Raw genomic sequence first — 23130 nt, 5'->3', positions numbered from 1 at the left:
AGGAGATACACCTGTACCCATGCCGAACACAGCAGTTAAGCCCTAGAACGCCGGAAGTAGTTGGGGGTTGCCCCCTGTGAGATATGGAAGTCGCTTAGCTTTTATCCGCCATAGCTCAGTTGGTAGTAGCGCATGACTGTTAATCATGATGTCGTAGGTTCGAGTCCTACTGGCGGAGTACTGAAAAAACGTTCATTGAACGTTTTTTTATTTATGTAACTAAATTAGTACGTCTTGCTCCGTCGGGTGAAGTGTACAGACGGGTAATTATGATTTATAAGTGAAGTAGACAGTTGAAAATCTAAATCTTAATTTTTGTACCTATAATTACATCTTTATTTTACTTTCAGTTCGTTTAGCTTTAAATTCTGCTTTTATAGGATTTGAAGCTTTTTTAATTCCTTTTTTTGTTAGACTAGTGTTAGTAATAAGAAAGGGAATTTTTATATGCTTCAGAAATTTTATGAACGAGCATTTGTCTTTTTGAAACTAGTTGAACAAGAATATGCCTCTTTAGGTCAGAGTTGTGCTGAGTGGGAATCACTTCATCTTCGGTTTTTACTATATTATTTAATCCGATTTAAAATAAAAAGTGATAGTGACTTTTCACTATATCACTTTAAAACAGCTTATCGTCTATATCTAGATAAATTCCTGCAAGGTGGTACAACTCTTATCCAATAAGAAACTCATAAATCATATATCACGAACAATAATCTGTATTGATTTTATATTTTTTAGGATTTTGTTTAATTTTTAAGGTTTTGGATTTTGTTATTTACAGAAATTCCAAATCTTTTCTACTGTTTCTTCTTGATAAAATAGTGTTTTTTTCTTATAATAAATTGTAAGATATAATTGCGGGTGAAATTCCTGCCATGTATATGAGAAAGGACGAGCTCCTAGTAGCTCAGACGAATTTTATTATGACTTCAGTTGTTGTTGTAGGTACCCAATGGGGCGATGAAGGTAAAGGGAAAATTACAGATTTTCTTTCAGCTAATGCAGAGGTAATTGCTCGTTATCAAGGTGGTGATAATGCTGGTCACACGATTGTGATTGATGGTAGGAAATTTAAGTTGCACTTGATTCCATCTGGAATTTTCTTCCCTGAAAAAATTTCAGTTATTGGAAACGGAATGGTTGTAAACCCGAAATCTCTTGTGAAAGAGTTGAGCTATCTTCATGAGGAAGGTGTGACAACTGATAACTTGCGTATTTCTGATCGTGCGCATGTTATTTTGCCTTACCACATTGAGTTGGATCGCTTGCAAGAAGAAGCTAAGGGTGATAATAAGATTGGTACTACAATAAAGGGAATTGGTCCAGCATATATGGACAAAGCTGCTCGTGTTGGAATTCGTATTGCGGATCTTTTGGATAAAGAGATTTTTCGTGAGCGTTTAGAACGCAATCTTGCGGAAAAGAATCGTTTGTTTGAAAAATTATATGATAGCACCCCTATTTCAGTTGATGATATTTTTGAAGAATACTATGAGTATGGTCAACAAATCAAGCAATATGTGACAGATACATCCGTTATCTTGAACGATGCACTTGATAATGGCAAACGTGTGCTGTTTGAAGGGGCACAAGGTGTTATGTTGGATATTGACCAAGGGACTTATCCATTTGTTACTTCTTCAAACCCTGTCGCTGGTGGTGTGACAATTGGGTCTGGTGTTGGTCCAAGTAAGATTGACAAGGTTGTAGGTGTTTGTAAAGCCTATACGAGTCGTGTAGGGGACGGACCTTTCCCAACTGAATTGTTTGATGAAGTGGGAGATCGCATCCGTGAAGTAGGTCATGAATACGGTACAACAACTGGCCGTCCACGTCGTGTGGGTTGGTTTGACTCAGTTGTGATGCGCCATAGTCGCCGTGTATCTGGTATTACCAATCTTTCATTGAATTCTATTGATGTTTTGAGCGGTTTGGATACTGTGAAAATCTGTGTGGCTTATGATCTCGATGGTCAACGTATTGACCACTACCCAGCTAGTCTTGAGCAATTAAAACGTTGCAAACCTATCTACGAGGAATTGCCAGGTTGGTCAGAAGACATCACTGGAGTCCGTGATTTGGAAGATCTTCCTGAGAATGCGCGTAACTATGTTCGTCGTGTGAGCGAGTTGGTTGGGGTTCGTATTTCGACGTTCTCAGTAGGTCCTGATCGTGAACAAACCAATATTTTAGAAAGTGTTTGGTCTTAAGAGATTTTTAAGATTTGTTTAAGATAGGCCGGGTATACTATAGACAGTTACAAGAAGACCTCCTAACTTGTTGTAACAAATATCCTAAACTTTTCTTTTTCATAATAATCTCCCTATTAAGTCATCCCATTGGGTGGCTTTTTTAGTTCATAAGTCCTATACAGGCTTCTACTTGACTTTTTAAGATAAAGAAAAAAACAGTGGGACAGAAATCTGTAGACCAAGTCTTAATTTGATAGACCTAGAATTTTATGGTTTCAACAATTCGGTAGATTGGTTAAGGTTGTGGATAGAGAAAGGAAGTTTTGTTCAAAGGAGCTTTTGAATTTTAAAATACCAACAAACAGTTTAATCTACTAATAAATTATAGGTGTATAACTAAGCAAAAATGAGGTTGGGATTTTTGATCCCAGCCTCTTCAGTGAACTATTTTCTTTAGAATTTATAAGTTAGATAAAATTAAATTTTTTGTAAATTAGCTTATTTGATAACTTGGTTTCCTGATTTGTCATTTTGAATTTGGTTCATTTCGTGCATAAAAACATCTGCTTTCAGTTTATCTGTGATGATACTGACACTTATTAGCTTATTTAGATTTTTCTCATATCCTTCTAAAAAAATAGGATTTCTAATTTTCATGGTTAACTTTGCACAATTAAAGGGACGCTTTTTAATGGTTATTTGTTCGATATCTTGAAGTTTAAATTGATAATGTAATACGCTGAGGCCTCTGCTACTATAGGTATAATACTGAACAGTATTGTTTTTATGAACTTCTAATTTTACTCCATTTATGAAGAGATAATACCCCATAAACCATAGAAGAAGTGGAGCATAAATCAGTACGATTGCTATAATAATCTTGTCTGTAAAATCGGTATTATAAGCTATCAGATGCTTTAGAATCCAGAGAATCATAACAGATAAAGATATCATGAATGGTCCCCCTGCTCTATTAAATTGATTTTTATATGGAAACATTAAGGTAAATTTTGGTTTATCCAGTAATAACTCTAATTTCATCATTTACCCTTTCATATTGTTTATTGTATAAATTTCAGTATATTCATCTCTTGAACTTTCTATGTCAGTTATCTCCATTATTTTAAGTTTATGATTTCTGATTTTCTATCAATTTTGCTAATATTATACTCTTTTTAAAACATTATTTCTACAATCCAGCGATTTAATACTATCTAAAGTTAGTCAGTGTAAATATTATAGAGCTCTTTTTTTGTCTAGGAAAACATGCTATAATGATAGAATTGATAAGCAGGAAAAGAGAGAAGCTATGGATTATACAGTTGAAGAAAAAGAAGCTTTTATGAGAGAGGCTTTGAGAGAGGCTGAGATTGCCTTAGAACACGATGAAATTCCAATTGGTTGTGTGATTGTCAAGGATGGAGAAATCATTGGTAGGGGGCATAATGCGCGCGAGGAGTTGCAACGGGCGGTCATGCATGCAGAAATCATGGCTATAGAGAATGCGAACGTGAGTGAAGAAAGTTGGCGCCTGCTGGATTGCACGCTTTTTGTGACCATTGAGCCTTGTGTCATGTGTAGCGGGGCGATTGGGCTTGCCCGTATTCCAAACGTAGTTTACGGGGCTAAAAACCAGAAATTTGGTGCAGCTGGGAGCTTGTACGATATTTTGACAGATGAGCGTCTCAATCATCGTGTAGAGGTGGAAACGGGAATTTTGGAAGATGACTGTGCAGCGATTATGCAGGACTTTTTCCGAAATCGACGGAAAAAATAATTTCTCTTTAAAAATAGAGGGGAATGTGGTATAATAAATAGTGGAGCAACAGTTCTGCGTGAAGCGGGTCAGGGGAGGAATCCAGCAGCCCTAAGCGAGTGTGAATTGTGTGCTCTTTTTTCGTGCTTTTTTCGAATAAATAAGATAAAATAGCCTAGAATAAATGATTATAGAAAAGAGAAAAATATGAAAATTCGTGGTTTTGAATTGGTTTCGAGTTTTACAGATGAAAATTTATTGCCTAAGCGTGAGACAGCGCATGCGGCTGGTTACGACTTAAAGGTTGCTGTGCGTACGGTTATTGCTCCAGGAGAGATTGTTCTCGTCCCAACAGGAGTCAAGGCTTATATGCAGCCGACAGAGGTGCTCTATCTCTATGACCGTTCATCAAATCCTCGTAAGAAAGGCTTGGTTTTGATTAACTCGGTTGGGGTCATTGATGGGGATTATTATGGAAATCCTGGGAATGAAGGTCATATCTTTGCTCAGATGAAAAACATTACTGAACAGGAAGTCGTCCTCGAAGTTGGAGAACGTGTAGTCCAGGCTGTCTTTGCACCATTTTTGATTGCAGACGGAGATGAAGCGGATGGCGTGCGGACTGGTGGTTTTGGGTCAACTGGACACTAAGATGAAGATTATCTTTGTACGTCATGGGGAGCCAGATTACCGTGAGTTAGAGGAACGTTCTTATACAGGTTTTGGGATGGATTTAGCACCTTTATCTGAGAAAGGACGGCAACAAGCTCAGGAACTTTGGCAAAATCCTTTGCTACAATCGGCTAATCTACTAGTGACTTCAGCAGTAACGAGAGCTTTAGAAACGGCTTTTTATGTATCTTGTGCTACTGGCCTTCCTTTGAGGGTGGAGCCTTTGTTACACGAATGGCAGGTCTATGAATCAGGCATAGATAGATTTGAAGAGGCTAGAACACTATTTCTAGAAAACAAGGGGGAGTTACTTTCTAATAGCCCTATTCAATATGAGACAGCTACGGAAATGAAGTCTCGGTTTCTAGAATGTATGGCTAAGTATAGAGACTACCAGACTGTGGTAGTTGTCGCTCATCGAATGCTCATGCGCCAGTTTGTTCCAAATGAGAAGATTGATTTTTGTCAAGTGATTGAATGTGAGATAGAAATTTAGAAAGAGGTTTATCATCGCAAAGAAAAAAGCGACATTTGTGTGTCAAAATTGTGGGTATAATTCCCCAAAATATCTAGGGCGTTGTCCTAACTGTGGGTCTTGGTCTTCTTTTGTAGAAGAGGTTGAGGTCGCCGAGGTTAAGAATGCGCGTGTGTCTTTGACAGGTGAGAAAACCAAGCCCATGAAACTGGCTGAGGTGACTTCCATCAATGTCAATCGAACCAAGACGGAGATGGAGGAATTTAACCGTGTGCTTGGTGGAGGTGTGGTACCGGGGAGTCTCGTTCTTATCGGTGGGGATCCAGGGATTGGGAAATCAACCCTTCTCTTACAAGTATCGACTCAGCTGTCCCAAGTAGGGACTGTTCTCTATGTCAGTGGGGAGGAGTCTGCCCAGCAGATTAAACTCCGTGCAGAGCGCTTGGGTAATATTGATAGCGAGTTTTATCTCTATGCAGAGACCAATATGCAGAGCGTTCGATCTGAGGTGGAGCGCATCCAACCAGATTTTCTCATCATCGACTCTATCCAGACGATTATGTCTCCTGAAATTTCAGGGGTGCAAGGATCTGTGTCTCAGGTGCGTGAGGTGACAGCTGAACTCATGCAGTTGGCGAAGACTAATAACATTGCTATCTTTATCGTAGGACATGTGACCAAGGAAGGGACCTTGGCTGGTCCGCGTATGTTGGAGCATATGGTGGATACGGTGCTTTACTTTGAAGGGGAGCGCCACCATACCTTTCGTATCTTGAGAGCAGTCAAAAACCGTTTTGGTTCCACTAATGAGATTGGCATCTTTGAGATGCAGTCGGGCGGATTGGTTGAGGTACTCAATCCGAGTCAAGTTTTCCTAGAGGAGCGTTTGGATGGGGCTACTGGCTCGTCAATCGTTGTGACCATGGAAGGGACCCGTCCGATTTTGGCGGAGGTTCAGGCTTTGGTAACACCAACCATGTTTGGAAATGCTAAACGTACGACGACTGGACTTGATTTCAATCGTGCGAGTCTGATTATGGCTGTTTTGGAAAAACGAGCAGGGCTTCTCTTGCAAAATCAGGATGCCTATCTCAAATCTGCTGGCGGTGTCAAATTGGATGAGCCTGCCATTGACTTAGCCGTTGCAGTGGCTATTGCCTCTAGTTACAAGGACAAGCCTACCAATCCTCAGGAATGTTTTGTGGGTGAACTGGGCTTGACCGGAGAAATTCGACGCGTGAATCGTATCGAACAACGCATCAATGAAGCGGCAAAACTGGGCTTTACCAAGATTTATGTACCCAAGAATTCCTTGACAGGAATCACTCCACCCAAGGAAATTGAAGTAATTGGTGTGACAACGATTCAGGAAGTTTTGAAAAAGGTCTTTGCATAATCCGTGACAAATCCTCTTAAAAATGATAAGATAGGAGAAATATTTGGCTATCAAATTTTCAAGGAGGGAATCGTGTCGTATTTTGAACAGTTTATGCAAGCCAATCAGGCTTATGTTGCCCTACATGGGCAGTTAAATCTGCCACTTAAACCCAAAACCAGAGTAGCTATCGTGACCTGTATGGACTCACGTCTGCACGTTGCGCAAGCTCTAGGTTTGGCACTTGGGGATGCCCATATCTTGCGAAATGCGGGTGGTCGAGTGACTGAAGACATGATTCGTTCACTGGTAATTTCCCAGCAACAAATGGGGACAAGAGAAATCGTGGTGCTTCACCATACAGACTGTGGAGCTCAAACCTTTCAAAATGAAAGTTTTCATGAACAGTTGAAACATGAGCTCGGAGTTGATGTGTCTGACCAGGATTTTCTACCATTCCAGGATGTTGAAGAGAGTGTGAGAGAGGATATGCAATTGCTTCGAGAATTTCCACTGATTCCTGATGATGTGGTTATTTCAGGTGCTGTCTATGATGTGGATACAGGAAGTATGAGAGAAGTATACTAACTTTGTCTCGAAAAAATTTCATCCTAGCATAAAATCGATTGTTAAAATGTAGGATTTTTAGTTTTAATATAGCTAATATAAAATAGTATAAAACAAGAGTATAAATGTTTGCCCTTATTTTATTTTTGATTGAAAAATAAAGGAAAAAGCGCTACAATGGTAAATGGAAAATGTTGTGTAAAAAACAAGTGATACATAAATACCGGAGGAAATCATGTCTTTTTCTGATTTAAAGCTGTTTGCCCTTTCTTCTAATAGAGAATTGGCAGAGCGTGTGGCGCAAGAAATTGGGATAGAGTTGGGGAAATCGACTGTTCGCCAATTTTCAGATGGGGAGATTCAGGTCAACATCGAAGAATCAATCCGTGGAAAACACGTCTTTATCCTACAATCAACTAGTTCACCTGTAAATGATAATTTACTTGAAATTTTGATTATGGTGGACGCTTTGAAGCGTGCTAGTGCAGAATCTGTCAATGTTGTTATGCCCTACTATGGCTATGCACGTCAGGATAGAAAAGCGCGCGCGCGTGAGCCAATCACTGCAAAGCTCGTTGCAAACATGCTAGAAGTTGCTGGGGTAGATCGTTTGTTGACGATTGATTTGCACGCTGCACAGATTCAGGGATTCTTTGATATTCCTGTAGATCACTTGATGGGTGCTCCATTGATTGCGGACTATTTTGAACGTCGTGGCATGGTCGGCTCTGACTACGTGGTTGTCAGCCCAGACCATGGTGGGGTAACTCGTGCTCGTAAATTGGCAGAGTTTTTGAAAACTCCGATTGCGATTATTGACAAGCGCCGTAGTGTAGATAAGATGAATACCAGTGAAGTGATGAACATCATTGGTAAGGTAGAAGGTAAGACTTGTATCTTGATTGACGATATGATCGATACAGCTGGAACTATTTGTCATGCGGCGGATGCTCTTGCTGAAGCAGGTGCTGTTGAAGTTTACGCAAGCTGTACGCACCCAGTACTTTCTGGTCCTGCTATGGATAATATCCAAAAATCAGCTATTAAGAAATTGGTTGTTTTGGATACTATCTACCTACCAGAAGAGCGTTTGATTGATAAGATTGAACAAATTTCGATTGCTCATCTTCTGGGCGATGCTATTATTCGTATCCACGAAAAACGTCCTCTTTCTCCCCTATTTTGTATTGAGAAAAAGATTTAATCTTTCACTTGAAGTAGACAGAACTCCTAGCAGGTTTCTTTTCTTGCTAGGAGATTTTTATAGTCAAAATCTGCAAGCCTTTTCAAAATATGCTATACTGAGAAAAAAGGAGGATTTTTATGAGCCAAGAATTTATCAATCCAAGTGATGGTGTGATCCGTCAGTATCTAGCAACCAGTAAAACGTTAGCGGTAGTGGGCTTGTCTGACCGTGAGGAAACAACTAGTAATCGAGTGACCAAGGAAATGCAAGCTCGGGGCTATAAAATCATTCCAGTTAATCCCAAGGCTGTAGGTGGGGAAATCTTGGGAGAAAAGGCTTATGCGAGTCTAGCTGAGATCCCTTTTCCTGTGGATATTGTCAATGTATACCGACGGAGCGAGTTTTTACCAGATGTGGCGCGTGATTTTCTCAAGGCTGATGCCAAGATTTTTTGGGCGCAATTAGAACTTGAAAATCTAGAAGCGGAAGAAATCTTGCGTGCTGGAGGATGCGATGACATCGTGATGAATCGCTGTATCAAGAGAGAACATACTCGCTTAATTCTTGAGCAATAAAAAGGTAGCCATGGGCTACCTTTTTATTTTATAAAGTACCAATCAATGCTTGCATGCCAAGACTGGTAAGGATGATGGCAATCCAGCAAAGGGCTCCGAGGACAATAGATTTGCCACTGGATCTAACCATGGCAATCAGATTGGTTTTGAGACCGATGGCACTCATGGCCATGATGATGAGGAATTTAGAGAGTTGTTTGAGAGGGGTAAAGAAGCTACTGGACACACCGAGAGAGGTAAGGAGAGTCGTTAAGAGAGAGGCCAGGATAAAATAAAGGATAAAAAGTGGGAAAACTTTTTTCAGTTGTAGGCCTTGCTTATTCTCTTGCTGGCGACTTTGCCAGTAGGAGAGAAAGAGAGTGATGGGGATGATCGCTAAGGTGCGCGTGAGTTTAACAATGGTTGCCGACTCGAGGGTATTGGTCTGATAAAGACTGTCCCAGGCACTAGCTGTGGCCGTTACAGAAGAAGTATCATTGACCGCAGTTCCTGCAAAGAGAGCAAAGCCGTCATTGGATAGATGAAGCCAGGTTCCTAGAGTTGGAAAGATGAGCGCAGCCAAGATATTGAAGAAAAAGATAACGGAAATGGCTTGGGCAACTTCTTTTTCCTTGGCATGGATAACGGGCGCTGTCGCAGCAATGGCAGAGCCACCACAGATAGAAGAACCCACTCCAATCAAGGTAGCCAGTTTTGTGTCTAGTGCAAAGAAACGCTGGAAGAGGTAGGCGACAATCAAGGAAATTGAAATTGTTGATAGGATGACAGGGAGTGAAGTTTGTCCGACTGCAAAGACTTGCGAGATATTGAGACCAAAACCAAGCAAGATAACAGCATACTGGAGTAATTTTTTGGAACTAAAGGTCAAACCTGCATCTAGTTGTTTGTAGGGCGAGAGCCAGGGGTGTAGGAGCATTCCTATAAAGATTGCAAAAACGGGTGCACCCACGACGGGGAAAAGTCCTCCTAGAAACCAAGAAATGATAGAAATGAGAAGGCAGGCCAAGATGCCTGCTCCATTTTTTGATAGAAATGACATAAAAACCTCCAATCATAATCTGTTACCATTATAGACCTGTAAACAGGAAAAGTAAAATAGAAAGTGGAAAGCTATGCTATAATGTATTTTTGCGGTCGGGGGGCTTTTGTAGTATAATAGAGATACGTTTTGAGAGTAGGAGGTATCTATGGACTTAACTAAGCGCTTTAATAAACAATTAGATAAGATTCAAGTTTCGTTGATTCGCCAGTTTGACCAGGCTATTTCGGAGATTCCTGGGGTCCTGCGTTTGACCTTGGGGGAACCTGATTTTACAACGCCAGATCATGTCAAGGAGGCAGCCAAGCGAGCCATTGACCAGAACCAATCCTACTATACAGGGATGAGCGGTTTGCTGACCCTGCGCCAGGCTGCTAGCGACTTTGTAAAAGAAAAATACCAGTTAGATTATAATCCTGAAAATGAAATTTTGGTTACAATTGGGGCGACAGAGGCTTTATCTGCTACTTTGACAGCTATTTTGGAAGAGGGAGATAAGGTGCTCTTGCCAGCTCCTGCCTATCCAGGCTATGAGCCAATTGTCAATCTAGTTGGGGCAGAGGTTGTCGAGATTGATACGACTGAAAATGGTTTTGTCTTGACTCCTGAAATGTTGGAAAAGGCCATTTTGGAGCAAGGCGACAAGCTCAAGGCGGTCATTCTCAACTATCCAGCCAATCCGACAGGAATTACCTATAGTCGGGAGCAGTTGGAAGCCTTGGCGGACGTTTTACGCAAGTATGAGATTTTCGTTGTCTGTGATGAGGTTTACTCAGAATTAACCTATACAGGCGAAGCCCATGTATCTTTGGGAACTATGCTGAGAGATCAGGCTATTATTATCAATGGTTTATCTAAGTCTCATGCTATGACAGGTTGGCGTTTAGGCTTTATCTTTGCTCCTGCAGCCTTCACAGCTCAGTTAATCAAGAGTCACCAGTACTTGGTAACTGCCGCAAATACTATGGCGCAACATGCTGCGGTGGAGGCTTTGACGGCGGGTAAAAACGACGCGGAGCCTATGAAGAAGGAGTACATCCAGCGTCGAGATTATATCATCGAGAAGATGACTGCTCTTGGTTTTGAGATTATCAAACCAGACGGGGCCTTCTATATCTTTGCTAAGATTCCAGCGGGCTACAATCAAGACTCCTTTGCTTTTCTGAAGGATTTTGCTCAGAAGAAGGCCGTTGCCTTTATACCTGGTGCAGCCTTTGGACGTTACGGAGAAGGCTATGTGCGTCTGTCTTATGCAGCCAGCATGGAAACGATCATAGAGGCCATGAAACGACTTGAGGAGTACATGAGAGAAGCATGATTCAGTCTATCACGAGTCAAGGTTTGGTGCTCTACAATCGTAATTTTCGTGAGGATGACAAGTTAGTCAAGATTTTTACCGAGCAGGCTGGTAAGCGCATGTTTTTCGTCAAACACGCTGGTCAGTCCAAACTAGCTCCTGTTATTCAGCCCTTGGTGTTGGCACGATTTCTCTTGCGAATCAATGATGATGGGCTCAGCTACATTGAGGACTACCATGAGGTGATGACCTTTCCTAAGATTAATAGTGATCTTTTTGTCATGGCCTATGCAACCTATGTGGCTGCTCTTGCAGATGCTAGTTTGCAGGATAACCAGCAGGATGCTCCCTTGTTTGCTTTTTTGCAAAAGACTTTGGAGTTGATGGAAGAGGGTTTGGATTATCAGGTTTTGACCAATATTTTTGAAATTCAAATTTTGACCCGATTTGGGATTAGCCTTAATTTTAATGAGTGTGTCTTTTGCCATCTGGTCGGTCAGGCTTTTGACTTTTCTTTTAAATATGGAGCTTGTCTTTGCCCAGAGCATTATCATGAAGATGAGAGACGTTGCCATCTGAATCCCAATATCCCTTATCTTCTCAATCAATTTCAAGCCATTGATTTTGAGACCTTGGAGACCATTTCGCTCAAGCCTGAAATCAAGCAAGACTTGCGCAAGTTTATAGACCAAATCTACGAAGAGTATGTTGGAATTCACCTAAAATCAAAGAAATTTATTGATTCCCTAGCAGACTGGGGACAATTACTAAAAGAGGAAGACAAATGAAAAAAATCGCAGTAGATGCTATGGGGGGCGATTATGCACCTCAAGCTATCGTTGAGGGTGTCAATCAAGCCCTGGCTGACTTTTCAGATATTGAGGTTCAACTCTATGGAGACGAAAGCAAAATCAAGCAATATCTAACAGCGACAGAACGTGTCAGCATTATCCATACGGATGAGAAGATTGATTTTGATGATGAACCTACAAAAGCTATTCGTAAGAAGAAAAATGCCAGTATGGTATTAGCGGCTAAGGCAGTCAAAGAAGGAGAGGCAGACGCTGTCCTCTCAGCTGGGAATACAGGTGCCTTGTTGGCTGCAGGATTCTTCATTGTAGGTCGTATCAAGAATATCGACCGTCCTGGACTCATGTCGACCTTACCGACCATTGATGGCAAAGGCTTTGACATGCTAGACCTTGGAGCCAATGCGGAAAATACAGCCCATCATCTGCACCAATACGCTGTTTTGGGTTCCTTTTATGCGAAAAATGTTCGTGGGATTTCGAGACCACGTGTTGGTTTGCTCAACAATGGAACAGAAAGTAGCAAGGGTGATCCCCTTCGTAAGGAAACCTACGCCTTGCTAGCAGCTGATGAAAGCTTGAATTTTGTCGGAAACGTGGAAGCGCGTGATTTGATGAATGGCGTTGCGGATGTTGTTGTGGCAGATGGTTTCACGGGAAACGCTGTGCTCAAATCTATTGAAGGGACAGCCATGGGTATCATGGGCTTGCTTAAGACAGCTATCACGGGTGGTGGTCTTCGAGCGAAACTAGGTGCTCTTCTTCTCAAGGATAGCCTTAAAGGTTTGAAAAAGCAACTCAACTATTCAGATGTTGGTGGAGCGGTCTTGTTTGGTGTTAAGGCACCGGTTGTAAAAACTCATGGCTCAAGTGATGCCAAGGCTGTGTATAGTACGATTCGTCAGATTCGTACCATGCTAGAAACAGACGTAGTTGCTCAAACTGCGCGTGAATTTTCAGGAGAATAAAAAAGATGACAGAAAAAGAAATTTTTGACCGTATTGTAACCATTATCCAAGAGAGACAGGGAGAAGACTTTGCCGTAACAGAATCCTTAAGTTTGAAAGACGATCTAGATGCGGACTCAGTGGACTTGATGGAGTTTGTCTTGACACTAGAAGATGAATTTGGTATCGAAATCACTGATGAGGAAATCGATCAACTTCAAAGTGTAGCGGATGTAGTAGCGATTATTAAAGATAAAAAATAGCCAAAAGCAACATGCAAGTCATGTTGTTTTTTATTTGCGGAAAAAAGGGAAACTTTTAGTAGAAATTGCGAATAAAGAGATGAGAAAGAAAAAGGAGGAACGTTTATGTATGTGACCGGTTTTTATCCGTGGTTCATCAAGTGGTTTTTAAAATAAAAATGAATGAATTGTTCATTTTCGAATTGTTTTTCGAATAGATAGGTAAGAAGAAAAGGAAGGAGACTACGCGATGTATTTACCAATCTTATTGCCATGGTTGATTAAATGGTATTTAAAATAAATGAAATTTACCTGTTCATTTTAGATCACTTCTCGAATAGATAAGTGAGAAGAACAGGAAGAAAAAAGCTTTCAGTAATTTATCCAATCTGGTTTTTAAAATGATTTAAGAGCTAGAAGTCGTAAACTAAAAAATAGAAATAAAGGAGACAAAGATGACAAACTTTGACAACATGGAACAGAACTTTGCAGCTCTTACAGAAGAAGAGTTGACGGATGTGAATGGGGGAGCGTGGCCGATTGTAGCTTGGGTGATTGCTAATCCTGTGACAGCAGCTAAAATTGCTGGTGGAATTACTGCAGCAGGAATTGCAGGTTATAATTATGTGACGAGTAGATGGTAATAGAAGGAGGAGATGATATGGAAAAATCTATTTTAAAATTTGAAACAATGACTGATACGGACTTGCAGGAAATTCAAGGGGGAGCCTTTCCCCTTCTTATCCCTGTGGCAGTCGGTTTTGTAAAAGGTTTTGTATATACAGGTGGAGCTATTTTAACAACTCGAGCACTCTTGTCAGGTAAATAGGAGTCTACCATGAAAAAATTCTTATTAGGATTTGCTGAGGGATATTTTATTGTATCACTCATTATCTACATCGCAACGTATTTGATTTTGAAAAAACCGCTCAATACCTTGTTTTATCCAGAAATTTACCCTGTTTTATTTGGGCTCTTTTATCTAGGATATAAGTACAAAACAACAGAAAGTAAAATGGGAAATTGATTGACCATCAGATTGGAGTTTGGGATGACAGTTGTTCACTTACTACGAAAAGCTTGGCCAGAGTTTATTGTATTATTTAGCTCGATGGCTTATCCAATTATTAGAATCGTAGCTGATGTAAACAGAATAAATCTACCTACATGGTTTGAATATTTTGACATACCTACGACTTCATTATTCTTGATGACCTTTATCTTACTTTATAGAAGTGAAGAAAAAGATAACAAACGATGATAACATGAGTCTGATTTCTGTAGCTCCAGCATAAAAGCAATCTTGGAGTGTTAGACCAATGAACCGTAATCTACATTGAGTTAGGATGGTGTCTGTATGTTAAAAAAGAAGTGATCTTATTAGGAGGGCTTCTACTAGTACGCATTGTACTTTCTATCCTTCAGGTTTTAATGGATTATAGGCTATTACCAGGGAAGTATAGTGTAAATTTCATGGAAGTCTCAGACTTATTCTCTTATCCCCTACTTCTTTTAATCATTTACATAGCGGTAAAATACCACACCATTCACAAAAGAAGTGGGAAAGGTAAGAAATCTCTGTAATTGAATGATTTAGGCAGGACTCTTGTTCTGCCTATTTTCTTTAGCAAAAAGTGCTGTTCAGGTGAGGATATTGATTTTTCAGAAATAATTTCCTTATTTCTTCCTCGTTTGGTTAAAATAATCTTACAAATTTTTAAAGAGATTGTTAGAAAAAGGAGAAGGATATGAAATTTAGGAAAAGGCACTATCGTCCCCAGGTGGACCAGATGGATTGTGGCGTGGCTTCTTTGGCTATGGTCTTTGGTTACTACGGTAGTTATTACTCCTTGGCTCATCTACGAGAGTTGGCCAAGACGACCATGGATGGGACGACCGCTTTGGGACTTATAAAGGTGGCAGAGGAGATTGGGTTTGAGACGCGGGCTATCAAGGCGGATATGACGCTCTTTGATTTACCAGATTTGACCTTTCCTTTTGTGGCTCATGTGCTCAAGGAAGGGAAGTTGCTCCACTACTATGTGGTGATAGGTCAGGATAAAAAGCATATTCATATCGCTGATCCGGATCCTGGTGTCAAGCTGACCAAGATTTCCCGTGAGCGATTTGCGCAAGAGTGGACAGGGGTTAGTATTTTTATGGCACCATCTCCGGGCTATAAACCTCATAAGGAGAAAAAACAGGGGCTCCTATCCTTCTTGCCTATTTTACTCAAACAGCATGGCTTAATTACCAATATCGTCCTAGCGACACTCTTGGTAACACTGATTAACATTGTAGGTTCTTATTATCTGCAGTCCATCATTGATAGTTACGTGCCAGACCAAATGCGCTCGACACTGGGTATTATCTCTATTGGGCTGGTCATCGTCTATATCCTCCAGCAGATTTTGTCTTATGCCCAGGAATATCTTCTACTAATCCTTGGGCAACGCTTGTCGATTGACGTAATTTTGTCCTATATCAAGCATGTTTTTCACCTGCCGATGTCCTTTTTCGCGACACGCAGGACAGGAGAAATCGTGTCTCGTTTTACAGATGCCAATAGTATCATCGATGCGCTGGCGTCGACCATTCTGTCGATTTTCCTAGATGTGTCGACGATTTTGATTATCTCGCTGGTCTTGTTTTCACAAAATATGACCCTCTTTTTCATTAGTCTACTTGCGCTTCCCATCTATACAGTGATTATCTTTGCCTTTATGAAGCCTTTTGAAAAGATGAATCGGGATACTATGGAAGCCAATGCAGTTCTGTCTTCTTCTATCATCGAGGACATCAACGGTATTGAGACCATTAAGTCGTTGACCAGTGAAAGTTCGCGCTATCAAAAGATTGACAAGGAATTTGTAGCTTATCTGAAAAAATCCTTTACCTATAGTCGGGCAGAAAGCCAGCAAAAGGCTCTGAAAAAAGTTGCCCAGCTCCTGCTCAATGTTGGTGTTCTCTGGATGGGAGCAGTTCTTGTCATGGATGGGAAAATGAGTTTGGGCCAGCTGATTACTTATAACACCCTGCTCGTTTACTTTACCAATCCTTTGGAAAATATCATCAACCTGCAAACCAAGCTTCAGACAGCGCAGGTTGCCAATAATCGCTTAAATGAGGTTTATCTAGTAGCTTCGGAGTTTGAGGAGAAGAAAACGGTAGAAGATCTGAGTATGATGAAGGGAGAGATGACCTTTAAACAGGTTCACTATAAGTATGGCTATGGTCGTGACGTCTTGTCGGATATCAATTTGACCATTCCGCAAGGGTCTAAGATGGCTTTTGTGGGGATTTCAGGTTCGGGTAAGACCACCTTGGCCAAGATGATGGTTAATTTTTACGATCCAAGTCAGGGAGAGATTAGTCTGGGTGGTGTCAATCTCAATCAGATTGATAAAAAGGCCCTGCGCCAGTACATCAACTATCTGCCTCAACAGCCCTATGTCTTTAACGGAACGATTTTGGAGAATCTTCTCCTTGGAGCCAAGGAAGGGACGACACAGGAGGATATCTTACGAGCAGTCGAATTGGCTGAGATTCGGGAGGATATCGAGCGGATGCCGCTGAATTATCAGACAGAATTGACTTCGGATGGGGCAGGTATTTCTGGGGGGCAACGGCAGAGAATTGCTTTGGCGCGTGCTCTTTTAACGGATGCGCCTGTTCTGATATTGGACGAGGCGACTAGTAGTCTGGATATCTTGACAGAGAAGCGGATCGTGGATAATCTCATGGCTTTAGACAAGACCTTGATTTTCATTGCCCACCGCTTGACCATTGCTGAGCGGACAGAAAAGGTTGTTGTTTTGGATCAGGGTAAGATTGTCGAAGAAGGCACCCATGCAGACTTGCTTGCGCAGGATGGTTTTTACGCCCATTTGGTGAATAGCTAGAAAGAGGAGAGGATGAAACCAGAATTTCTAGAAAGTGCGGAGTTTTATAATCGTCGTTATCATAATTTTTCCAGTCGAGTGATTTTACCTATGTCACTTCTGCTCGTGTTTTTACTAGGATTTGCAGTTTTTGCAGAAAAGGAAATTAGTTTGTCTGCCAGAGCGACTGTCGAACCTAGTCGGATCATTGCCAACATCCAGTCGACTAGCAATCAACGCATTGTGGCCAATTATCTGGAAGAAAACAAACTAGTCAAGCAAGGGGACCTACTCGTTCAGTACCAGCAAGGGGCAGAGGCAGTCCAGGTTGAAGCATACGCTAGTCAATTGGAGATGCTAAAGGATCAAAAAAAGCAGTTGGGGTATTTGCAATCCAGTTTGAAAGAGGGGAGTGATCAATTTCCAGAGGCGGATAAGTTTGGTTACCAGGAGATGTTTCGAGATTATCTCAGCCAAGCGAATGGTATCAGGAGCAATGTTTCTCAGCAAAATGAGACCATCGCGTCCCAGAATGCAGCAGCTAGTCAAACCCAAGATGAAATCGGGAACCTCATCAGTCAAACAGAAGCTAAAATCCGAGACTACAAAACGGCTAAGTCAGCGATTGAAAAAGGAGATCAATTGGATAGTCAGAATCTAGCCTATTCTCTCTACCAGTCCTATAAGTCTCAGGGTGAGGAAAATCCCCAAGCTAAAGTTCAGGCTGTTGCGCAGGTTGAAGCGCAGCTTTCTCAGCTAGAGTCTAGTCTAGCTACGTATCGTGTACAGTATGCGGGTTCTGGAACCCAGCAAGCCTATGCGTCTGGTTTAAGCAATCAATTAGAATCCCTCAAATCACAACACTTGGCAAAGGTTGGTCAGGAATTGACCCTTCTAGATCAGAAAATTTTGGAGGCGGAGTCAGGCCAGAAGGTACAAGGAGGTCTCCTAGATAAAGAGAAGATTACAGCAAGTGAGGATGGGGTGCTTCACCTCAATCCTGAGACCAGTGAATCTACGATGGTCGCAGAAGGAACCCTGCTAGCCCAACTCTACCCCTCCTTGGAAAAAGAAGGGAAAACCAAACTCACAGCCTATCTCAGTTCAAAAGATGTTGCTAGAGTCAAAATTGGGGACTCTGTCCGTTATACTACGACTAATGATGCGAAGAATCAAATTTTCCTGGATTCCACGATTACAAGTATTGATGCGACAGCTACCAAGACTGAAAAAGGAAATTTCTTTAAAATTGAGGCGGAGACATATCTGACTTCTGAGCAGGCTGCAACACTTCGCTATGGTTTAGAAGGCCGCCTGCAGATGATCACAGGGAAGAAAAGCTATCTCCGTTATTTTTGGGATCAATTTTTGAATAAAGGGTAATATTCGTGTTTTTCAGAGGATAAATGATTTTAAAACTGTAAGAAGAGTTCATCTTGCAGTTTTTCTTTACGCTTAAAATAGGAAAACGTTATTTATTCGTAAAAATCTTGAATTTTTCATGCTTTTATGGTAAAATGTGCTCAAGTAAAACGAAAGGCGAACTTTAAAATGTCAAAACAACTAATCTATTCGGGAAAAGCCAAGGATATCTATACAACTGAGGATGAAAATCTCATTATTTCAACTTACAAGGACCAGGCGACTGCCTTCAATGGTGTCAAGAAGGAGCAGATTGCGGGCAAGGGAGTCTTGAATAATCAGATTTCATCTTTTATTTTTGAGAAATTAAATGCGGCTGGTGTGGCGACTCACTTTGTGGAGAAAATTTCGGACACGGAACAACTCAATAAAAAGGTGGAGATTATTCCTTTGGAAGTTGTGCTCCGCAACTACACGGCTGGTTCCTTTTCAAAACGTTTTGGCGTAGAAGAAGGTATCGCATTTGAGACTCCAATTGTCGAATTTTACTATAAAAATGATGATTTGGATGATCCCTTTATCAATGACGAGCATGTGAAATTCCTTAAAATTGCGGATGACCAGCAGATTGCTTACTTGAAGGAAGAAACCCGTCGTATCAATGAGCTCTTGAAGGCTTGGTTTGCTGAGATTGGCCTCAAATTGATTGACTTTAAGCTAGAGTTTGGTTTTGACAAGGATGGCAAGATTATCTTGGCAGACGAATTTTCACCAGATAACTGCCGTTTGTGGGATGCGGATGGTAACCACATGGATAAGGATGTTTTCCGTAGAGGTCTAGGTGAATTGACAGATGTTTACGAGATTGTCTGGGAAAAGTTGCAGGGTTTGAAATAACAACCTAGAAGTCGTTGGGAACATTGCAAGAGCTGAAATAAAGGAATAAGAATTGATGGATAAACGTATTTTTGTTGAAAAAAAGGCTGATTTTCAGGTTAAATCAGAGAGTTTGGTAAGGGAGCTCCAGCACAACTTGGGATTGTCAACTTTGAAAAGTATTCGCATTGTGCAGGTTTATGATGTCTTTGATTTGGCAGAGGACTTGTTTGCACCTGCGGAAAAACACATCTTCTCTGAGCAGGTGACGGATCATGTCTTGGATGAATCAGCTGTGCAAGCGGATCTTGCTAACTATGCTTTCTTTGCCATTGAAAGCTTGCCAGGGCAATTTGACCAGCGTGCAGCTTCGTCACAGGAAGCCTTGCTTTTGCTGGGGAGTTCGAGTGATGTGACAGTCAACACAGCCCAACTTTATCTGGTTAATAAAGATATTGATGCGACTGAGTTGGAAGCGGTCAAGAACTACCTGCTCAACCCAGTTGATTCTCGTTTCAAGGACATCACGACAGGGATTGCCAAGCAGGAATTTTCAGAGTCAGACAAGACCATTCCTAAATTGGCTTTCTTTGAAAGCTATACGGCAGAAGACTTTGCTCGCTACAAGGCCGAGCAAGGGATGGCCATGGAAGTGGATGATTTGCTCTTTATCCAAGACTACTTCAAGTCAATCGGGCGCGTGCCGACTGAGACAGAGCTCAAGGTTTTGGATACTTACTGGTCTGACCACTGCCGTCACACGACTTTTGAGACAGAGTTGAAACAGATTGATTTCTCAGCTTCTAAATTTCAAAAACAATTACAGGCGACCTATGACAAGTATATTGCCATGCGTGATGAGTTGGGACGTTTGGAGAAACCACAAACCTTAATGGATATGGCGACTATTTTCGGTCGTTATGAGCGTGCTAATGGTCGTTTGGACGATATGGAAGTGTCGGACGAAATCAATGCCTGTTCGGTTGAAATCGAAGTGGACGTTGATGGTGTGAAAGAACCATGGCTCCTTATGTTTAAAAACGAAACCCACAACCACCCAACGGAAATTGAACCATTTGGTGGGGCTGCTACTTGTATCGGTGGAGCTATTCGTGATCCGCTGTCAGGGCGTTCATACGTTTACCAAGCTATGCGTATCTCAGGCGCTGGTGATATTACAGCTCCGATTTCGGAAACTCGCGCTGGGAAATTGCCACAACAAGTCATTTCGAAGACAGCGGCTCACGGTTATTCTTCGTATGGTAACCAAATTGGTCTGGCAACAACTTACGTTCGTGAATACTTCCACCCAGGCTTTGTAGCTAAACGCATGGAGCTTGGTGCCGTTGTTGGTGCTGCTCCTAAGGGCAATGTAGTCCGTGAAAAACCAGAAGCTGGTGACGTGATTATCTTGCTCGGTGGTAAGACTGGACGTGACGGTGTCGGTGGTGCGACAGGGTCTTCTAAGGTTCAAACAGTTGAGTCTGTAGAGACTGCTGGTGCTGAGGTTCAAAAAGGGAATGCCATCGAAGAGCGCAAGATTCAACGTCTTTTCCGTAATGGAGATGTCACTCGTCTCATAAAGAAATCCAATGACTTTGGAGCAGGTGGTGTCTGTGTGGCTATCGGTGAATTGGCAGATGGTCTTGAAATCGACCTCAACAAGGTTCCTCTTAAATACCAAGGCTTGAATGGTACAGAAATTGCCATCTCTGAATCACAAGAACGGATGGCAGTTGTGGTGCGTCCTGAGGACGTAGATGCCTTCGTTGCAGAATGTAATAAAGAAAATATTGACGCTGTTGTTGTGGCAACAGTGACTGAAAAACCAAATCTTGTCATGCATTGGAATGGTGAAACCATTGTTGACTTGGAACGTCGTTTCCTTGATACAAACGGTGTGCGCGTAGTCGTTGATGCCAAGGTGGTAGACAAGGATGTCAAGCTTCCAGAAGAACGTCAAACATCTGCTGACACACTTGAAGCTGATACCCTTGCGGTTCTGTCTGATCTCAACCATGCGAGTCAAAAAGGATTGCAAACCATCTTTGACTGTTCGGTCGGTCGTTCAACAGTCAATCACCCACTTGGTGGTCGCTACCAACTCACACCAACTGAGGCATCTGTGCAGAAATTGCCAGTTCAGCACGGTGTAACTCATACTGCGTCAGTCATGGCCCAAGGCTTTAACCCTTATGTGGCAGAATGGTCTCCATACCACGGTGCTGCTTATGCGGTTATCGAAGCGACTGCTCGTTTGGTGGCTGCTGGTGCAAACTGGTCCAAGGCTCGCTTCTCTTACCAAGAGTATTTTGAACGCATGGATAAACAAGCAGAACGTTTTGGTCAACCAGTAGCAGCTCTCCTAGGTTCTATCGAAGCACAAATCCAACTTGGCTTGCCATCTATTGGAGGTAAAGACTCTATGTCTGGTACTTTTGAAGAATTAACCGTACCACCAACCCTGGTTGCTTTTGGTGTCACAACTGCAGACAGTCGTAAGGTGCTCTCTCCAGAGTTCAAGACTGCTGGTGAAAATATCTACTACATCCCAGGTCAAGCCCTCTCTGCAGAGATTAATTTTGACTTGATTAAGTCTAACTTTGCTCAATTTGAAGCCATCCAAGCTGGACACAAAGTGACATCTGCATCAGCTGTTAAATATGGCGGTGTCCTTGAAAGCTTGGCTCTTGCTACTTTTGGGAATCATATCGGTGCAGAGGTAATCTTGCCTGAACTTGAAAGTTCTTTAACAGCTCAATTGGGCGGATTTGTCTTCACATCTCCTGAAGAGATTGCTGGAGTAGAGAAAATCGGTCAAACAAGCGCAGACTTTACACTCGTTGTCAACGGTGTGAAGTTAGATGGACAGAAACTTGACAGTGTCTTCCAAGGAAAACTAGAAGAAGTTTACCCTACTGAATTTGCACAAGCCAAAGAATTGGCTGAAGTTCCAGCTGTCGCTTCTGACGCAGTCATCAAAGCCAAGGAAACTATTGAAAAACCTGTGGTTTACATCCCAGTCTTCCCAGGAACCAACTCAGAATATGACTCAGCTAAAGCATTTGAAAAAGAAGGTGCAGAGGTTAACTTGGTGCCATTCGTGACCTTGAATGAAGAAGCAATTGTCAAGTCAGTTGAAACCATGGTTGACAATATCGGCAAGGCTAACATCCTCTTCTTTGCAGGTGGCTTTTCAGCCGCGGATGAGCCGGATGGATCAGCTAAGTTTATTGTCAATATCCTTCTTAATGAAAAAGTGCGTGCAGCCATTGATAGCTTTATCGCTCGTGGTGGCTTGATTATCGGTATCTGTAATGGATTCCAGGCCTTGGTCAAATCAGGTCTTCTTCCATACGGAAACTTTGAGGATGCCAGCAGTACTAGCCCAACCCTCTTCTACAATGATGCCAACCAACACGTGGCCAAGATGGTGGAAACTCGGATTGCCAATACCAACTCACCATGGTTGACTGGAGTGCAAGTGGGTGATATCCATGCCATCCCAGTGTCGCACGGTGAAGGGAAGTTTGTCGTGACGGCCGAGGAATTTGCGGAGCTCCGTGATAATGGACAAATTTTCAGCCAATACGTTGACTTCGAGGGTAAACCAAGTATGGATTCTAAGTACAATCCGAATGGTTCGGTAAATGCTATCGAAGGAATTACCAGCAAGAACGGCCAAATCATCGGTAAAATGGGACACTCAGAACGCTATGAAGATGGTCTTTTCCAAAACATCCCAGGAGATAAAGACCAGCATCTGTTTGCGTCGGCGGTTAAATACTTTACTGGAAAATAAGACTTACAGATTTTCTAATAGATAGTATCAGTAATGTAAAAGTCATGTAGATTTAGCTCTTGGTGATACACAAA

Annotated in this window: 22 protein-coding genes, 1 tRNA gene, 1 rRNA gene and 1 other RNA gene; 23 read left to right on the top strand and 2 right to left on the bottom strand. The window is 41.8% G+C overall.

Annotation, left to right across the window (positions count from 1 at the left end):
- The 4 genes from rrf to ATE37_RS07940 form a co-directional block, all read left to right on the top strand.
- Window positions 1-99: ribosomal RNA gene (rrf, locus tag ATE37_RS07955) — 5S ribosomal RNA — on the top strand; the annotation flags it as partial.
- Between the two features lie 5 nt (window positions 100-104).
- Window positions 105-178, top strand: a tRNA-Asn gene (locus tag ATE37_RS07950).
- Between the two features lie 269 nt (window positions 179-447).
- A complete protein-coding gene (gene comW / locus ATE37_RS10905) occupies window positions 448-684 on the top strand; it encodes a sigma(X)-activator ComW (RefSeq protein WP_084868636.1) in 237 nt (78 codons plus the stop codon).
- 242 nt (window positions 685-926) lie between these two features.
- Complete coding sequence (locus ATE37_RS07940) at window positions 927-2213, top strand: adenylosuccinate synthase (protein WP_084868643.1); 1287 nt, start codon at window positions 927-929, stop codon at window positions 2211-2213.
- Between the two features lie 480 nt (window positions 2214-2693).
- On the opposite strand, the gene ATE37_RS07935 is transcribed toward ATE37_RS07940, so the two are convergent.
- The gene (locus ATE37_RS07935) at window positions 2694-3239 is read right to left on the bottom strand and encodes a hypothetical protein (protein ID WP_142995864.1); all 546 of its coding nucleotides are present in this window, start codon (window positions 3237-3239) and stop codon (window positions 2694-2696) included.
- 265 nt (window positions 3240-3504) lie between these two features.
- On the opposite strand from ATE37_RS07935, the gene tadA reads away from it, so the two are divergent.
- The 8 genes from tadA (at window position 3505) to ATE37_RS07895 (ending at window position 8801) form a co-directional block, all read left to right on the top strand.
- A complete protein-coding gene (gene tadA / locus ATE37_RS07930; protein ID WP_084868635.1) occupies window positions 3505-3972 on the top strand; it encodes a tRNA adenosine(34) deaminase TadA in 468 nt (155 codons plus the stop codon).
- 32 nt (window positions 3973-4004) lie between these two features.
- Window positions 4005-4099: signal recognition particle sRNA small type (gene ffs / locus ATE37_RS07925), an RNA gene on the top strand.
- A 59-nt stretch (window positions 4100-4158) separates the two neighbouring features.
- Window positions 4159-4602 carry a dUTP diphosphatase gene (locus tag ATE37_RS07920; RefSeq protein WP_049520484.1) on the top strand — a complete coding sequence of 148 codons (444 nt, stop codon included), beginning with the start codon at window positions 4159-4161 and terminating at the stop codon, window positions 4600-4602.
- The gene (locus ATE37_RS07915) at window positions 4562-5119 is read left to right on the top strand and encodes a histidine phosphatase family protein (protein WP_241502107.1); all 558 of its coding nucleotides are present in this window, start codon (window positions 4562-4564) and stop codon (window positions 5117-5119) included. The genes ATE37_RS07920 and ATE37_RS07915 overlap by 41 nt, the downstream gene beginning before the upstream one ends.
- A 13-nt stretch (window positions 5120-5132) precedes the next feature.
- Window positions 5133-6494 carry a DNA repair protein RadA gene (radA, locus tag ATE37_RS07910; RefSeq protein ID WP_082243820.1) on the top strand — a complete coding sequence of 454 codons (1362 nt, stop codon included), beginning with the start codon at window positions 5133-5135 and terminating at the stop codon, window positions 6492-6494.
- Between the two features lie 72 nt (window positions 6495-6566).
- Window positions 6567-7061 (top strand): beta-class carbonic anhydrase, encoded by a 495-nt coding sequence (locus tag ATE37_RS07905; RefSeq protein ID WP_180382779.1) that lies wholly within the window; start codon window positions 6567-6569, stop codon window positions 7059-7061.
- 214 nt (window positions 7062-7275) lie between these two features.
- Window positions 7276-8244 (top strand): ribose-phosphate diphosphokinase, encoded by a 969-nt coding sequence (locus ATE37_RS07900; RefSeq protein ID WP_000010174.1) that lies wholly within the window; start codon window positions 7276-7278, stop codon window positions 8242-8244.
- Window positions 8245-8363: 119 nt separating this feature from the next.
- A complete protein-coding gene (locus tag ATE37_RS07895; RefSeq protein ID WP_084868632.1) occupies window positions 8364-8801 on the top strand; it encodes a CoA-binding protein in 438 nt (145 codons plus the stop codon).
- Between the two features lie 28 nt (window positions 8802-8829).
- Here the strand turns inward: ATE37_RS07895 and ATE37_RS07890 are convergent, their stop codons facing one another.
- Complete coding sequence (locus ATE37_RS07890; protein ID WP_084868631.1) at window positions 8830-9840, bottom strand: YeiH family protein; 1011 nt, start codon at window positions 9838-9840, stop codon at window positions 8830-8832.
- Between the two features lie 148 nt (window positions 9841-9988).
- Here ATE37_RS07890 and ATE37_RS07885 point away from each other — a divergent pair, with 148 nt between their 5' ends.
- The 11 genes from ATE37_RS07885 (at window position 9989) to ATE37_RS07825 (ending at window position 23056) form a co-directional block, all read left to right on the top strand.
- Window positions 9989-11158, top strand: a complete 1170-nt coding sequence (locus tag ATE37_RS07885) for a pyridoxal phosphate-dependent aminotransferase (RefSeq protein WP_084868630.1) — start codon at window positions 9989-9991, stop codon at window positions 11156-11158.
- Window positions 11155-11925 (top strand): DNA repair protein RecO, encoded by a 771-nt coding sequence (gene recO, locus ATE37_RS07880; protein WP_084868629.1) that lies wholly within the window; start codon window positions 11155-11157, stop codon window positions 11923-11925. The genes ATE37_RS07885 and recO overlap by 4 nt, the downstream gene beginning before the upstream one ends.
- Window positions 11922-12914 carry a phosphate acyltransferase PlsX gene (plsX, locus tag ATE37_RS07875; protein WP_084868628.1) on the top strand — a complete coding sequence of 331 codons (993 nt, stop codon included), beginning with the start codon at window positions 11922-11924 and terminating at the stop codon, window positions 12912-12914. The genes recO and plsX overlap by 4 nt, the downstream gene beginning before the upstream one ends.
- Before the next feature lie 5 nt (window positions 12915-12919).
- Window positions 12920-13156, top strand: a complete 237-nt coding sequence (locus tag ATE37_RS07870) for an acyl carrier protein (protein WP_042768880.1) — start codon at window positions 12920-12922, stop codon at window positions 13154-13156.
- 434 nt (window positions 13157-13590) lie between these two features.
- On the top strand, window positions 13591-13779 hold the full coding sequence (locus tag ATE37_RS07865; protein ID WP_084868627.1) for a class IIb bacteriocin, lactobin A/cerein 7B family: 189 nt from the start codon (window positions 13591-13593) through the stop codon (window positions 13777-13779).
- Window positions 13780-13796: 17 nt separating this feature from the next.
- Window positions 13797-13964, top strand: a complete 168-nt coding sequence (locus ATE37_RS07860) for a bacteriocin (protein ID WP_084868626.1) — start codon at window positions 13797-13799, stop codon at window positions 13962-13964.
- 9 nt (window positions 13965-13973) lie between these two features.
- Window positions 13974-14162: a hypothetical protein gene (locus ATE37_RS07855; RefSeq protein WP_084868625.1), complete on the top strand. Its 189-nt coding sequence runs from the start codon at window positions 13974-13976 to the stop codon at window positions 14160-14162.
- Between the two features lie 721 nt (window positions 14163-14883).
- Window positions 14884-17037, top strand: a complete 2154-nt coding sequence (comA, locus tag ATE37_RS07840) for a peptide cleavage/export ABC transporter ComA (protein WP_084868623.1) — start codon at window positions 14884-14886, stop codon at window positions 17035-17037.
- Window positions 17038-17049: 12 nt separating this feature from the next.
- Window positions 17050-18399, top strand: coding sequence for a competence pheromone export protein ComB (gene comB, locus ATE37_RS07835; RefSeq protein ID WP_084868622.1), 1350 nt, complete (start codon window positions 17050-17052; stop codon window positions 18397-18399).
- A gap of 168 nt (window positions 18400-18567) precedes the next feature.
- Window positions 18568-19275, top strand: coding sequence for a phosphoribosylaminoimidazolesuccinocarboxamide synthase (gene purC, locus ATE37_RS07830; RefSeq protein WP_007522563.1), 708 nt, complete (start codon window positions 18568-18570; stop codon window positions 19273-19275).
- Between the two features lie 55 nt (window positions 19276-19330).
- Window positions 19331-23056 carry a phosphoribosylformylglycinamidine synthase gene (locus ATE37_RS07825; protein ID WP_084868620.1) on the top strand — a complete coding sequence of 1242 codons (3726 nt, stop codon included), beginning with the start codon at window positions 19331-19333 and terminating at the stop codon, window positions 23054-23056.
- Window positions 23057-23130: the final 74 nt, after the last annotated feature.

Source organism: Streptococcus oralis subsp. tigurinus (assembly GCF_002093575.1).
In the GTDB taxonomy this organism is placed as follows: Bacteria; Bacillota; Bacilli; order Lactobacillales; family Streptococcaceae; genus Streptococcus; species Streptococcus oralis_CH.
The sequence above is the reverse complement of the archived record's forward strand: the minus strand, read 5'-3'. Positions and strand labels throughout refer to the sequence as shown.

Coding starts and splice junctions, on each gene's coding strand:
- comW (WP_084868636.1), top strand. CDS start 448: ATGCTTCAGAAATTTTATGAACGAGCATTTGTCTTTTTGAAACTAGTT.
- ATE37_RS07940 (WP_084868643.1), top strand. CDS start 927: ATGACTTCAGTTGTTGTTGTAGGTACCCAATGGGGCGATGAAGGTAAA.
- ATE37_RS07935 (WP_142995864.1), bottom strand. CDS start 3,239: ATGATGAAATTAGAGTTATTACTGGATAAACCAAAATTTACCTTAATG.
- tadA (WP_084868635.1), top strand. CDS start 3,505: ATGGATTATACAGTTGAAGAAAAAGAAGCTTTTATGAGAGAGGCTTTG.
- ATE37_RS07920 (WP_049520484.1), top strand. CDS start 4,159: ATGAAAATTCGTGGTTTTGAATTGGTTTCGAGTTTTACAGATGAAAAT.
- ATE37_RS07915 (WP_241502107.1), top strand. CDS start 4,562: ATGGCGTGCGGACTGGTGGTTTTGGGTCAACTGGACACTAAGATGAAG.
- ATE37_RS07900 (WP_000010174.1), top strand. CDS start 7,276: ATGTCTTTTTCTGATTTAAAGCTGTTTGCCCTTTCTTCTAATAGAGAA.
- ATE37_RS07895 (WP_084868632.1), top strand. CDS start 8,364: ATGAGCCAAGAATTTATCAATCCAAGTGATGGTGTGATCCGTCAGTAT.
- ATE37_RS07890 (WP_084868631.1), bottom strand. CDS start 9,840: ATGTCATTTCTATCAAAAAATGGAGCAGGCATCTTGGCCTGCCTTCTC.
- ATE37_RS07885 (WP_084868630.1), top strand. CDS start 9,989: ATGGACTTAACTAAGCGCTTTAATAAACAATTAGATAAGATTCAAGTT.
- recO (WP_084868629.1), top strand. CDS start 11,155: ATGATTCAGTCTATCACGAGTCAAGGTTTGGTGCTCTACAATCGTAAT.
- plsX (WP_084868628.1), top strand. CDS start 11,922: ATGAAAAAAATCGCAGTAGATGCTATGGGGGGCGATTATGCACCTCAA.
- ATE37_RS07870 (WP_042768880.1), top strand. CDS start 12,920: ATGACAGAAAAAGAAATTTTTGACCGTATTGTAACCATTATCCAAGAG.
- ATE37_RS07865 (WP_084868627.1), top strand. CDS start 13,591: ATGACAAACTTTGACAACATGGAACAGAACTTTGCAGCTCTTACAGAA.
- ATE37_RS07860 (WP_084868626.1), top strand. CDS start 13,797: ATGGAAAAATCTATTTTAAAATTTGAAACAATGACTGATACGGACTTG.
- ATE37_RS07855 (WP_084868625.1), top strand. CDS start 13,974: ATGAAAAAATTCTTATTAGGATTTGCTGAGGGATATTTTATTGTATCA.
- comA (WP_084868623.1), top strand. CDS start 14,884: ATGAAATTTAGGAAAAGGCACTATCGTCCCCAGGTGGACCAGATGGAT.
- comB (WP_084868622.1), top strand. CDS start 17,050: ATGAAACCAGAATTTCTAGAAAGTGCGGAGTTTTATAATCGTCGTTAT.
- purC (WP_007522563.1), top strand. CDS start 18,568: ATGTCAAAACAACTAATCTATTCGGGAAAAGCCAAGGATATCTATACA.
- ATE37_RS07825 (WP_084868620.1), top strand. CDS start 19,331: ATGGATAAACGTATTTTTGTTGAAAAAAAGGCTGATTTTCAGGTTAAA.